14 protein-coding genes are annotated in these 12,158 nt (G+C 60.9%); 8 read left to right on the forward strand and 6 right to left on the reverse strand.

Annotated elements, in window-relative coordinates:
• Genes I6J26_RS11180 through I6J26_RS11190 form a run of 3 tightly spaced genes read right to left on the reverse strand, consistent with a single transcriptional unit; the run spans nt 1 to nt 2,224 of the window.
• Complete coding sequence (locus I6J26_RS11180; protein WP_115021651.1) at nt 1-921, reverse strand: DUF808 domain-containing protein; 921 nt, start codon at nt 919-921, stop codon at nt 1-3.
• 44 nt (nt 922-965) lie between these two features.
• Nucleotides 966-1,502, reverse strand: a complete 537-nt coding sequence (locus I6J26_RS11185; RefSeq protein WP_115021652.1) for a DUF402 domain-containing protein — start codon at nt 1,500-1,502, stop codon at nt 966-968.
• The gene (locus tag I6J26_RS11190) at nt 1,502-2,224 is read right to left on the reverse strand and encodes an Rv1157c family protein (RefSeq protein WP_115021653.1); all 723 of its coding nucleotides are present in this window, start codon (nt 2,222-2,224) and stop codon (nt 1,502-1,504) included. The genes I6J26_RS11185 and I6J26_RS11190 overlap by 1 nt, the downstream gene beginning before the upstream one ends.
• A gap of 247 nt (nt 2,225-2,471) precedes the next feature.
• Between I6J26_RS11190 and typA the strand changes: the two genes are divergently transcribed.
• The 8 genes from typA to I6J26_RS11230 all read left to right on the forward strand — a co-directional run bounded on the left by typA (nt 2,472) and on the right by I6J26_RS11230 (nt 10,181).
• Nucleotides 2,472-4,382 (forward strand): translational GTPase TypA, encoded by a 1,911-nt coding sequence (gene typA / locus I6J26_RS11195; RefSeq protein WP_115021654.1) that lies wholly within the window; start codon nt 2,472-2,474, stop codon nt 4,380-4,382.
• A gap of 20 nt (nt 4,383-4,402) precedes the next feature.
• On the forward strand, nt 4,403-6,004 hold the full coding sequence (locus I6J26_RS11200) for an ABC transporter family substrate-binding protein (protein ID WP_115021655.1): 1,602 nt from the start codon (nt 4,403-4,405) through the stop codon (nt 6,002-6,004).
• Nucleotides 5,994-6,863 carry a PIG-L family deacetylase gene (locus tag I6J26_RS11205; protein ID WP_115021656.1) on the forward strand — a complete coding sequence of 290 codons (870 nt, stop codon included), beginning with the start codon at nt 5,994-5,996 and terminating at the stop codon, nt 6,861-6,863. Before I6J26_RS11200 ends, I6J26_RS11205 begins: the two co-directional genes overlap by 11 nt.
• Nucleotides 6,860-7,252, forward strand: a complete 393-nt coding sequence (locus I6J26_RS11210; protein ID WP_115021657.1) for a hypothetical protein — start codon at nt 6,860-6,862, stop codon at nt 7,250-7,252. Before I6J26_RS11205 ends, I6J26_RS11210 begins: the two co-directional genes overlap by 4 nt.
• Before the next feature lie 50 nt (nt 7,253-7,302).
• Complete coding sequence (gene fdxA / locus I6J26_RS11215) at nt 7,303-7,626, forward strand: ferredoxin (protein WP_005327491.1); 324 nt, start codon at nt 7,303-7,305, stop codon at nt 7,624-7,626.
• Between the two features lie 3 nt (nt 7,627-7,629).
• Nucleotides 7,630-8,715: a succinyldiaminopimelate transaminase gene (dapC, locus tag I6J26_RS11220; RefSeq protein WP_115021658.1), complete on the forward strand. Its 1,086-nt coding sequence runs from the start codon at nt 7,630-7,632 to the stop codon at nt 8,713-8,715.
• On the forward strand, nt 8,716-9,540 hold the full coding sequence (locus I6J26_RS11225) for a pseudouridine synthase (protein WP_115021659.1): 825 nt from the start codon (nt 8,716-8,718) through the stop codon (nt 9,538-9,540). It abuts the gene before it with no gap.
• 77 nt (nt 9,541-9,617) lie between these two features.
• On the forward strand, nt 9,618-10,181 hold the full coding sequence (locus I6J26_RS11230) for a GtrA family protein (RefSeq protein ID WP_115021660.1): 564 nt from the start codon (nt 9,618-9,620) through the stop codon (nt 10,179-10,181).
• 386 nt (nt 10,182-10,567) lie between these two features.
• Here the strand turns inward: I6J26_RS11230 and I6J26_RS11235 are convergent, their stop codons facing one another.
• From I6J26_RS11235 to I6J26_RS11245, 3 genes are read right to left on the reverse strand one after another with little or no spacing between them, the layout of a single operon-like run.
• Nucleotides 10,568-11,038, reverse strand: coding sequence for a transcriptional regulator (locus I6J26_RS11235; RefSeq protein WP_115024290.1), 471 nt, complete (start codon nt 11,036-11,038; stop codon nt 10,568-10,570).
• On the reverse strand, nt 11,031-11,240 hold the full coding sequence (locus I6J26_RS11240; RefSeq protein WP_039674807.1) for a helix-turn-helix transcriptional regulator: 210 nt from the start codon (nt 11,238-11,240) through the stop codon (nt 11,031-11,033). Before I6J26_RS11240 ends, I6J26_RS11235 begins: the two co-directional genes overlap by 8 nt.
• A gap of 57 nt (nt 11,241-11,297) precedes the next feature.
• On the reverse strand, nt 11,298-12,155 hold the full coding sequence (locus tag I6J26_RS11245) for a DUF559 domain-containing protein (protein ID WP_115021661.1): 858 nt from the start codon (nt 12,153-12,155) through the stop codon (nt 11,298-11,300).
• Nucleotides 12,156-12,158 lie beyond the last annotated feature (3 nt).

The raw sequence follows: 12,158 nt of genomic DNA on the forward strand, positions 1-12,158 counted from the left end.
CTACTTCACACGCTCAGCAGTGGCCTTGACCGCCATGATGACGGTGGCCACGACGGTGCCCAAAATAAGGCCGAAAACCATGGACATGCCGGTATCTGCCAGCCAGGTCAGCGCTCCGTTGCTGATGTTTTCAGTGACACCGTGGATGAAGCCATAGGGCTGCTCCGCACCGAATTCATGCAGACCCTTGATGACGATGTGGCCACCGACCCACAACATGGCGGCGGTACCGATGACACCGATGATGTCGAGAACCACGGGCATACCTTTGACCAAGGCGGTGCCAAGAGCGGAATCGCCGTTGTTGCGCTCAAGGAGGCCCATGCCGATGTCATCCATTTTCACCAAGACGGCGACCGCGCCATAGACACCGAGAGTCAGGATGATGCCCACAATGATGAGGGACGCCAAGCGCATCCAGAAGGGCTGGTCAATGACTTCGTTGAGCGAGATGACCATGATCTCTGCGGAGAGAATAAGGTCGGTCGTAATAGCGGAACGCACCAGGGAATCTTCGGCGTTGGCGCCTTTTTCCCGGACAGGCTTCTTTTCTTCCTCGCCGCGGTGGAAGAGGACGTGGATAATTTTCTCCGCGCCCTCGAAGCAAAGGTAGGTGCCGCCGCACATGAGAATCGGGGTGAGGGCCCAAGGAGCGATCCAGGAGAGGATCAGCGCGATGGGCAGAATGATGATGAGCTTGTTGATGAGCGAGCCCTTGGTGATGCGCCAAATCATGGGCAGCTCGCGCTGCGGTTTCACGCCATCAACGAATTGTGGGGTCACGGCTGCATCGTCGACGACCACACCGACGGATTTCATGGAAGTCTTGCCGGCGAGTGCCGCCACGTCATCGACGCTAGAGGCAGCGGATCGGGCGATGAGGGCGACGTCGTCAAGCAGGGCGAACAGGCCACCGGCCATGGCTTACATCCTTTTGAGGTAGGGAGAAGAGTGCTTTCCTTAGGCTACTCGGCGGGGACGAGTTCCACATTGTCAGCCCACGTGAGATCCATCCCCAACGTACGCAGCCAGTCCATGGCGTCATCGCCATAGCGCGTAATACCCTCTACGGCCGTGAGAGTGCGTTCCATGGCGCGCTCGGCCTCTTCGGCGCTGATGAGGCCCGTGGAGGTGGCGGCGGCGAGTTCGTCGATATCGAGCACGTCGACCGGTTCGCCGGAGGTGGACACCAGGTCAACATAGAGATCGCGGGTGGTCCACACGTCACCCTCAACGTCGATATCGGCGACATCGAAGTAGAAATCCTGCTCCACGTCGACGCCCTCACGGAAGTGGAAGATGCTGGCGCGCAGGCCCAACTCCGGCAGAAGCCAAGACTCGAGGTAGCCAAAGCGCGGGTGGTTGGCGCCGCGGGCCATGTAGAGACCGAAATCGGTGACGCGGTAGGTGTCTACCTCCCGCACAAACCCTTTGGGGTCAACGTTGGTGTTGGCCGCCGTATTAAAGGTCTCTTGCTTGACTGGATGTAGCTCAGTACTCATTAGTTCACCTCGAGGAAGGCCGCGGTGGGTGGGAAGGTACACGAGGAATCAGCAGTGTTGACGGAGCCAGACAGGATCGCCACGACCGTTCCCTTGCCGGTGCTGGCGCGGCCAGAAACCGTCGTGGGGCCATCGGCGTTGATGCCGTTGTTAAACAGCGGAGTGGTGCCAAACTGGAAGGTATCCAGGTTGAACCACTGAACGTTCATCGAGCCCTGCTGCTCGGCGGCAGTTGGCGTGCCCAAGGCGGTGAAGAGGAAGACGGTTTCTCCTTCCCCGGCGCCGGGAGCGGGGATATCGGTAGGGCCGGGCACAGCGATAGCCGAACCGACCGAATCGCCCTGCCCGCCGATGCACTGCGCGGAGACCGTCGGCCAGTAGAACTGACGGAAGGCGGGATTGTTGCCCTCCGGCATGGCCACGCCACCCTCGCCGTCCTCACCAGCAGTGAAATTAAGGGCGGTGAGGATAGCGCTACGGGCATCCTGGGGGATCCATGGCTGTGCGGCGAAAGCGCGGACGCGTTCCTGAGTCTCCGGGGTTGGTCGGCCGAGGCTGTCCAGCGGATTGCTGCTGTGGGCGGCAGTGGCCAGGGAGGAGAGATCGGGTGCATCAGCATGCGCAGGGGTGACGCTGAGCAGGCCCAGCATCACAGCAGCCGTCATTCCGGCAAGGCCGCGGTGGGCGGCGCTGCCGGTGGAGTGCTGTTCGTCGAGAGCCATGGACATCCTTGTGTAGAAGACGGCGCGCGCAAACAACATTAGTCACACGCGCCACAATAGTATCTGCTGTCACAATATTCACTTTTTTGGCGTAGTCAACTCGAAACGAGCTCTACTGTGGGGTATGTCGGCACTCGATATGAATTCGTTACACAAGGAACGCGATGCTGCATGGATGTGGTGGAGCGAGTATATTTAAGGGCCGTTCACACCGCTAATGCATCATGCTTGAAGGAGCACCCCACACGTGAGTAATACTGAGTTCCGTAACGTAGCCATCGTCGCACACGTTGACCACGGTAAAACCACCCTCGTCAACGGCATGCTGGAACAGTCCGGCGCTTTCGGCGACCATGGCGAACACTCGGATCGCGTCATGGACTCCAATGATCAGGAGCGCGAGCGTGGCATCACCATTCTGGCGAAGAACACCGCCATTCACCGCAAGGGCCTAGGCAAGGACGGCGGGGATCTCATCATCAACGTCATCGATACCCCGGGTCACGCCGACTTCGGCGGCGAGGTCGAGCGCGGCATCTCCATGGTGGACGGCGTCGTGCTGCTTGTCGACGCCTCCGAAGGCCCCCTCCCGCAGACCCGCTTCGTCCTCACCAAGGCGCTTGAGGCGAAGCTGCCAGTGATCATTTGTGTCAACAAGACCGATCGCCCGGATGCCCGCATCGACGAAGTGGTGACCGAGGCACAGGACCTCTTGCTGGAAATCGCCGCGGGTCTGGAAGACGAGGAAGCCGCTGCCGCCGCAGAGGAGCTTTTGGATCTGCCGGTTCTCTACGCTTCCGGCCGCGAGGGCAAGGCTTCCACCGAGAACCCGGGTGACGGCAACGTCCCGAACGCCGAGGACCTGCAGGCGCTTTTCGACGTCATCTACGACGTCCTCCCCGAGCCCTCCGCCTCCGTCGACGGCCCGCTCCAGGCACACGTGACCAACCTGGACTCTGATGACTTCCTGGGCCGTATTGCTCTGCTGCGCATCTACTCCGGCACCATCAAGAAGGGGCAGCAGGTGGCCTGGATTCACTACGATGACGAAGGTGAGATGCACACCAAGACCGTCAAGGTGGCTGAGCTTTTGCGCACCGTCGGCTTCCAGCGCCAGCCCGATACCGAGGCTATCGCGGGTGACATCGTGGCTATCTCCGGCATCTCCGACATTATGATCGGTGACACCATCGCTGACGTGGAGAACCCTGAGCCGCTGCCGCGCATCAAGGTTGATGAGCCGGCCATCTCCATGACCATTGGTGTTAATACGTCCCCAATGGCTGGCCAGGGCGGCGGCGACAAGCTCACCGCCCGCATGGTCAAGGCCCGTCTGGACCAGGAGCTCATCGGTAACGTGTCCATCAAGGTGCTGCCGACCGACCGCCCAGATGCCTGGGAGGTGCAGGGCCGCGGCGAGATGGCCCTCTCCGTGCTTATTGAGAACATGCGCCGCGAAGGCTTCGAGCTCACCGTGGGCAAGCCGCAGGTGGTCACCCAGGTCATCGACGGCAAGACTATGGAGCCTTACGAGATGCTCACCATCGATTCCCCCTCAGAGCACCAGGGTGCAATCACCCAGCTGCTGGCTGGCCGCAAGGGCCAGATGCAGTCCATGGACGTGCGCGAAGGTGACTGGGTCCGCATGGTCTTCCGCATCCCAGCCCGTGGCCTGATTGGTTTCCGTACGCAGTTCCTGACTGAGACCCGCGGCGCAGGTATTGCCAACTCCATTTCCGATGGCCTGGACGTTTGGGCCGGTGAAATCAAGGCTCGCCCAACCGGTTCGCTCGTGGCTGACCGCTCCGGCCAGATCACCGCCTACGCACTGCAGCAGCTGGCCGACCGCGGCGACTTCTTCGTCGAGCCGGGTATGGAGGCCTACGAGGGCATGGTCGTTGGTGCCAACAACCGTGATGAGGATATGGACATCAACATCACGAAGGAAAAGAAGCTCACCAACATGCGCTCCGCCACCGCGGATGCCACCGTCACTTTGGCCAAGGCGAAGACCCTGTCTCTCGATGAGGCGCTTGAGTTCTGTGGCAATGACGAGTGCGTCGAGGTTGGCCCGAAGGTGCTGCGCGTGCGCAAGGTCGAACTTTCCGCGACCGACCGCAAGCGTGCCGCTGCTCGCGCGAAGCAGCTCAACAAGTAAAGCGTTGAAGGTGTGGTGGCGTGGTCCGTTTCTCCCGGTTGCTGGCTGCGTGTGTGCTGGTCAGTGGGTTGAGTGCTTGCCAGGCTAATCCTGGACCACCGCCCGTCGTGGAGGCGGACGAGCAGAGTGCGTCGCCCACCGAGTCGACTACGGAAAGCCCCACTCCAGAGGAGGATCCGGAGGAGGATGTGCTGCCTGAGCGCAGCACCGTGGCCATCGGCGTAGACCCACTGCGCGGCGGCCTTAATCCGCACCTCATCGCACATAACTCGGAGTTGGTGAGCCAGATTGCGGAGCTCGTCCTTCCCTCCGCCTTCCACGGCGATGAGATGGATACGGACGTGCTGGAATCGGCAGAGGAGATCGATGCCCCAGGCACCATCGCCATGCGCGTGCGCTACACCATTGCCGGGCCCGCGCAATGGTCGGACGGCACACCGATTAGCGGTTCGGATTTTCACTACCTGTGGTCACAGATCACCCGTACACCCGGGGCCAATTCGGCGTCGGGGTACCAGGCGATCTCGGCGGTGAGGACGTCGGGTAGCGGCCGCGTTGTCACAGTGGACTTTGAGCGCCGCGTCGAGGACTGGCACAGGCTTTTTGCCCATCTGTTGCCCTCGCATTTGCTCGTGGACAAGGAGTTTTCTTCTGTTCTCTCGGAGGGCATTCCGGCCTCTGCTGGGCGCTACATGGTGGCCGGCATGGACCGCAGCCGCGGCGTCATCACGCTGAATCGCAATGACCGCTTCTGGGGTGAGGACCCTGCGACCATTGACGTCATCCAGCTCCGCGCCCTGCGGGATACCACCCAGGCTGTTAATATGCTGCGCTCGCACCAGATTGGGTTTGCGGACTTTACCCCGCAGCAGACCAGTTTGGAGAGCTTGAGCTTGCTCAACAACGTCAACACTGGGGTAGTAACGCGCTCACGCCAATTGCGCGTGCAGATGTCCACTCTCGAGGAGGCGCTGCCGGAAGAACCCCAACGCCGCGCGCTGGCCTCTCTGCTCAACACTGAGCAGATCGCGCGCCTGGCCACGGGCCGCTCCTCCAACTTAGAGCCAGGTCACAATCCTTTTAACGACCCCGTAGAGCTCTCCCCACTGCGCGAGCGTGCCGGGCGCAAGCCGCTGCGCATCGCCGTCGATCCGCTCAACCCCACTGCGCTGGCGGCAGCCAACACCATCGCGGACGTGCTGCAGTCGAAGGCTATCGACGTCGAAATTGTCTCCGAACGCCTCAGCACCATCACCACGGAGCTGCTTCCCGCCGGCAAGGTGGATGTGGTTTTGGCCTGGGACGAGAATGGTAAAGATTCGTTGAGCATGGCGGATTTTTTCACCTGTGCGACGACGAGCAGCCCCGCAGGCGAGCTCAACGGCTTCTGTCCCGAGCACGCAGAAGACACAGCGGCGGAGATTCTCGATGGTTCCCTCGATTCCATGGCAGCCCAAGAGCGGGTCAACCAACTCAATATGGAGCACGTGCTTTTTGTCCCTTTGCTGAATGAAGTGCGAATTCACGCCTTGGGCAAGGGTATCGTGGGGCCCGGACAAAGCATTGAGGACTGGGATTCTGGCCTCGTCAGCGCACCGCAGTGGAGGAAAGATGAAGACTAAAGATCTCACCGGCTACCGCGTTCTAGCGGTGCACGCCCACCCAGATGACGAGGTGCTTTTCACCGGTGGCACCTTGGCGGATATGGCTGCCCGCGGCGCCGACGTCGCCGTTATTACCGCAACGTTGGGCGAGGAAGGCGAGGTTATTGGTGAAACCTACCAGGGGCTGGCGGAAAGCGATCGCCTCGGAGGCTTCCGCGCGTGGGAGCTGAAACGTTCTCTCGACGCTTTGGGTGTTCGCGGCATCCAACTCGGCGGGTTCGGGCACTTTCGTGATTCTGGCATGGCCGGGTCTCCCGCGCACGAGAACCCACAGGCACTGGTCAACCGCGTCGACGAAGCAGCAGACTTGCTCAGGGCCCACCTGGATCGATGGCAGCCGCACGCCGTGCTCACGTATGGCCCCGATGGCGGCTATGGCCACCCGGATCACATCGCGGTACACCGCGCGGTTCATGCCGCCGCGGCGCCAGAGCAGCGCATCTGGTGGGCCATTTTCGAGCGCGCTGCCCACTACCGCGCGCTGGAGTCCATCACCCCACCGGAGGGCTGGAGCCTGCCGGATAAGGCCTACCTGGATAACTTCACCACCGAAGGTTTCGACGTGGCCTATGCGCTTGCCGACGTCCCCCTAGCCTCCAAGCGCGCCGCCATGCTCGCCCACGCCACGCAAATTTGGCTGGCCGATGGTTCGCTCAACCCCGTCAACCCACATGCAGCCCAGGCTGGACTCAGCAACCCCGCTGAAGTACCCGCCGCCTATGCGCTCTCCAACCTGTTCACCATGCCGCTTCTGCGCCACGAGTATTACCAGCTGGGCCAAGGCGCACCGCAGGATTCCTTGCTGGGGGAGAAGTGAGGGAGCGCGCCATCCGCACTGATTTCTCTCGCGGCGAGCAAATTGGCGGCCTCGTGTGGCTGGTGTTGGGAGCGCTGTGCTCGCTGACTCTCGAGGTGGTGTACCTCACCGCTCGCGTGCCGTGGTTCGACGGATCCAGCGTTCCTTTCCCCATCACCATCCTCATCGCTTGGTGGTTTAACGGGGTGCTCACGCGCACAGCACGACTATGGAGTGAGAATCCCTACATCGCGGGTCTGCCGGGATTCGCGTGGGTGGGCGGATTCTTCGCATTCATGCTGGGAGGAGCCATTGGTGACGGTTCGTTGCTGGCCAATAATATTCTTAGCCTGCTCCTGTTGACGGCGGGAATCGCGGGTAGCGTTTGGCCATTTTTTAAGCCGGAGTAGCATACTGTTATTCGTAGAAAACCCGTGACACACAGGAGTTTGAACCCCTTATGACTTACACCATCGCGCAGCCTTGCGTCGACGTGATGGACCGCGGCTGCGTTGAAGAGTGCCCGGTCGACTGCATCTACGAGGGCAAGCGCATGCTCTACATCCACCCAGACGAGTGCGTGGACTGTGGCGCCTGCGAGCCTGCTTGCCCGGTCGAAGCCATTTTCTACGAGGACGATGTTCCGGATGAGTGGCTGGATTACAACGACGCCAACGCTGCGTTCTTCGACGACCTTGGCTCCCCAGGCGGCGCTGCGGCCTTGGGACCGCAAGACTTCGACGTCCCGATGATCGCCGCACTCCCGCCGCAGAACCAGGAGTAGACCATGAGCCGCACGCCGCTCGGAGACTCACTTCCGGATTTCCCGTGGAACTCCTTGGCCGATGCCAAGAAGAAGGCCCAGGCCCATCCGGACGGAATCGTGGATCTCTCTGTAGGCAACCCTGTCGATCCGGTCGCACCCGGTGTGCAGCTAGCTCTTTCTTCTGTAGCGGAAGCTCCCGGCTACCCGCAAACACAAGGCACTCCGGAACTGCGGGAGGCCATCGCTCAGGCCCTAGAACGCCGTTACCACATGCAGGTGGACGCGGTCCTGCCGGTCATCGGCACCAAGGAAGCCATCGCGTGGCTGCCCACCTTGTTGGGCATGCGCGGCCAGACCGTGGCCTTCCCCTCGGTGGCATACCCCACCTATGAGGTCGGCGCGCTCCTTGCAGGCGCGAAGCCGCTGCGCGCGGACGAGGACTTCCAGGACGCCTCGCTGGTATTCATCAATTCGCCGTCTAATCCGACGGGCAAGGTGTTGGGCGTCGATAGGCTTCGCGAAATCGTCGCCTGGGCGCGCGCGAACAATGCCATCGTGGCCTCCGACGAGTGCTACATGAGCCTCGGTTGGGATGACGCGAACCCGCCCGTATCCATTCTCGACCCGCGGGTCACCGACGGCGATAACACCGGGCTCATCGCTATGCATTCGCTGTCCAAGACCGCGAACATGGCGTCCTACCGCGCTGGTTTCTTTGCCGGCGATGCCGAACTCATTGCCGAGCTGCTGGAACTGCGTAAGCACGCAGGGCTCATCGTTCCGGGCCCGATTCAGGCCGCCATGGTCGCCGCGCTTGACGACGACCCCTCCGAAGCCCTCCAACGCCAGCGCTACGCCACCCGCCGTGCCAAGCTTATGCGCGCGCTGACCGACGCTGGTTTCACCATCGAGCACTCGGAGGCCGGCATGTACCTGTGGGCTACGCGTGGTGAGAATTGCCGCGCAACCGTCGATTGGCTGGCGGAACGCGGCATCCTCGTTGCCCCTGGTGATTTCTACGGTCCCGCCGGCGAGCAGTACGTGCGCATTGGCTTGAACGGCACTGATGAGCGCATCGCCGCAGCGGTCGCACGGTTGGCTGCGTAAGTGGCCTTTCGCCCTCCAGCGCGGGAGGGGATTAGCCCGCGCAAGGTGATGCTCACCGGCATCGTGCCTGCTTCTCCTACCTATTGGGCAGGGGAGGCGGGGGATTCCGCGTTTTCGCCCGGGACACGCTTGGAGCCAGGCACTCTACTTCCTGGGCCCACGTTGGCGTGGTATCACCCTTCCGTCCCGCGTGAAGAACCCATTCCTTTCGACTACTGGGTGGTGTATGAGGACGGGGATCTGATAGTCGTCGATAAGCCGCACTTCTTACCCACGACGTCGAATGGGCGCATCGTGCGCGAAACCCTGCAGACTCGGCTCCGAGTGGATTTCGGGGAGGACGAGATTGTGCCGCTGCACCGTCTGGACAGGCTGACTGCGGGGCTGGTGTTGTGCTCGCGCAATCCCCGGACGCGGCCTTGTTACCAGCGTCTTTTTCAGGATCGAGTGGTGGTGAAACATTACCAAGCTCGAGTAGCCGCTCCCTTTTCTTTTGACGGTACGGTCCGCCTAGGCATGCGGCGCGTGCGCGGTGAGCGTCAGGTGCGCGTGGATCCTTCCGGGACTCTTACGCAGACTCGCGTGCTTGCCCAAGGCACGCTTGTCGACGTCTGGCCGCTCACCGGCCATACCCACCAGATTCGCGTGGTGCTCAATCACCTGGGCCATCCGATCATGGGCGATGATACCTATCCCGTGGACCGCGGGCTGGCCCTTTATGATTTCTCTTCGCCCTTGCAGCTTGCACACATCGCGATGAGCTTTACTGACCCCATAAGTGGCCGTGAGCGTGTGTTTAAGCGCGTGCACGGCGAGCGTTTTTAGTTTGCGCGAGGCGAGGGACTAAACTCGTACGAAGTTTTATTCATCAATATTGAGCATTCTGCATGAAGGGTGGGTCCATGGCGGACTTGAGCTTTGCTCGCTTTGCCTCGAACTTTGGCCAGTTCATCAAGTTCGGACTGGTTGGCGGTTCGGGCACGCTGGTCAACATTGCGACCTCCATCGTGGCCGCGAAATGCGGCTTGGCCTGGTTCGGCGCCACTCCGCATGATGCGATGTTTAACCTCTTTGGCACCCAGTTCCACGTGCGCTGGTTCATGCTCTTTTCCACCATTGCCTTTCTTGTGGCTAATACGTGGAACTACCAGCTCAATCGCATGTGGACCTTCAAGTCCGTGAACAAGGTGTCGTGGTTGCGAGGATTCTTGCCGTTCCTCATTACTGGCATTGGCGCCTACTTGGTAACTCTCGCGGTGCAGTACTTGCTCATGAATCCGACCTCGCCGCTGCAGCTTCCGCCTCATATCTTCGACGACACCACCGGCTTCCGCACGATGTACTACTGGGCGAACGCCATCTCCATTGTCGTGGCCATGCCTATCAATTTTGTGTTCAACAAGCTGTGGACCTTCCGCTCGACGCCCAAGAAGCCGGTCGTGGTGCACGAAACTAAGCCCGCTTAAGCGTCGTTGCAGCCTGGGGCCACGTGCTTTCCCGCCCCGCCACCCTCCACTCTCCGCGCCATCCTGCCCCCGCTGCTCTTCCCGCCACACCGACCCTCCACACCGACCCTCCACCCTTCGCGCTCACCAGCGTCCGGTCGCGGGATCTTCGTGCTTCTCCGGTGAGCGCGAAAGGCGCGGACCTTCACCCACCACTCCCTTCGCGCTCACGGGAAACGCCCGTTCTGCGAGAATCTTGGTTTCGGTGAGCGTCTAGGGCAGCCACCACCCGAGCGGCAGCTACCACTCGAACGTCAGCCACCACCCTTGGCGCTCACAGGGATGAGAAAACAGCAACACCCGCCTTCCGCGGTGAGCGCGAAGGGCGGGCCGGAAAATGAAAGCAGTTAGTCCTCGAGTTCGGCATCGAGGCGGGCTTGGTCGCGACGATGCTGGCGACGTCGAATGAAGGGCGTCAGGATCACCACGGTCATAACACCAGCCACGGCGCCAATGAGATAAGAGGCCGGGGCAGGCTTGTAGGCGTTACACGCAATGCCGGCGAACATAACGATGAGCGGTACGAGGTACAAGACCATCACAGTCCAATTGCGGCTGACGAGTGGTGTCGCGATGCGACGGCGCAGCCACACCGTACCAATGGTATTTCCGATAACCGTGGGCACAAGCACGAGAAGGCAGAGCATGCTCATCTGGCCTGGGAGTACCCACGCGAGAATGGCAGCGACGACGAGTTCGAGAAACTGGATGAGAGGCGCAGCAATGGTGCACGCCTTGTAGAAGGTTTCGCGCTCGTATTCGTCGTGTGATGCACGTTCGATTTCTCGAAGTGAGTAGTTGGCAATTGCATTAATCATGTTGATCATCTCCAAAAATTTCTTCGACGGTTTTTCCAAGTTCGCGGCAGATGTCTAGGGCGAGATGCACTGAAGGGGAATAGTTTCCGCGTTCAATGTTCGCGATGGTCTGGCGGGAGACGCCTGCTCGTTCGGCGAGTTCAGCCTGTGACAGCTCGAGCCAACGCCGCCATTTGCGGACCATGTTGGGGTTGTCGGGCATCGAACCTCCTTTAAGGTGTGTCGCGCTTACATGACTCAGTGTAAAGAATAATTGACACTAAGGCAACCGTTGTAGGCATAAATGCCACATCCAATAGGGCTGTGTCACGCACGAGGGCAGTTGCGGCTCTCGACCTTTGAGCAGCTCAAGCGTCGCTTTGATGAGGGCGAGGGCATCATCGAGGTGGTAACGGATATCGTCGGCAGTAAAGCGCAAAACTGTGTAACCGTGAGCGACAGCCGCATTCTGTTTGGATCGATCTGCCTGAAAAACCTCACTGTGCTTGTGGTACTCCCAGCCATCAACTTCGATGATGAGTTTGTCAATGAGAAAGTCGAAGCGGTACCCCGCGATGAGCACATTATGCTCCGGGTAAATCCCTTTCGCCCGCAAACTCCGGCTGAGCTCCTGCTCCGACCGGCTATCCGTGCCTATCGGGGTGTTTCGAATCGCCTCTTTCAGCCGCCGGGGCACTCGCCGCATCCTCTGCTTGTCTTTCTCTAAGCGTCCGGGGCCGTCTTTGCCGCGATAATGCTTCTCCAGCAAAGGGCCGCTCGCGCCAGCTATACGGCGCGCCGACCACAGCGCCTCGACAACGGGCAGGCCTCCCACCTTGGTTGTAGCGCGAAGCCGCGAATGCGTCACGCGAAACTTCTTCCCTTTAAGAGTTCGCGGCCCCTCTGCTTCCAGGGGAAATGTCAGCTGTCGACCGAGGTAAATCTCCTGCGCAGTCTTGCCCGTGAAATGAACGCGGCTCAACCCATGCACCAAAGCCCGCGCGACCGCCAGCGGCGTCCACTCGTCGGTGTAAATCCCCCGATGCACACGGAAGAGCGTACGCTCGCGAAGCTTCCGCTTGATAGCCTCTTTGCCGAGTCCCTGTTCGCGTAGTTCTGCGGTAGTCCATGTTCCCATAGG

It is taken from the genome of Corynebacterium minutissimum (assembly GCF_016889765.1).
GTDB classification, from domain to species: domain Bacteria; phylum Actinomycetota; class Actinomycetes; order Mycobacteriales; family Mycobacteriaceae; genus Corynebacterium; species Corynebacterium minutissimum_B.

Coding starts and splice junctions, on each gene's coding strand:
- I6J26_RS11180 (WP_115021651.1), bottom strand. CDS start 921: ATGGCCGGTGGCCTGTTCGCCCTGCTTGACGACGTCGCCCTCATCGCC.
- I6J26_RS11185 (WP_115021652.1), bottom strand. CDS start 1,502: ATGAGTACTGAGCTACATCCAGTCAAGCAAGAGACCTTTAATACGGCG.
- I6J26_RS11190 (WP_115021653.1), bottom strand. CDS start 2,224: ATGGCTCTCGACGAACAGCACTCCACCGGCAGCGCCGCCCACCGCGGC.
- I6J26_RS11205 (WP_115021656.1), top strand. CDS start 5,994: ATGAAGACTAAAGATCTCACCGGCTACCGCGTTCTAGCGGTGCACGCC.
- fdxA (WP_005327491.1), top strand. CDS start 7,303: ATGACTTACACCATCGCGCAGCCTTGCGTCGACGTGATGGACCGCGGC.
- dapC (WP_115021658.1), top strand. CDS start 7,630: ATGAGCCGCACGCCGCTCGGAGACTCACTTCCGGATTTCCCGTGGAAC.
- I6J26_RS11230 (WP_115021660.1), top strand. CDS start 9,618: ATGGCGGACTTGAGCTTTGCTCGCTTTGCCTCGAACTTTGGCCAGTTC.
- I6J26_RS11235 (WP_115024290.1), bottom strand. CDS start 11,038: ATGATTAATGCAATTGCCAACTACTCACTTCGAGAAATCGAACGTGCA.
- I6J26_RS11240 (WP_039674807.1), bottom strand. CDS start 11,240: ATGCCCGACAACCCCAACATGGTCCGCAAATGGCGGCGTTGGCTCGAG.
- I6J26_RS11245 (WP_115021661.1), bottom strand. CDS start 12,155: ATGGGAACATGGACTACCGCAGAACTACGCGAACAGGGACTCGGCAAA.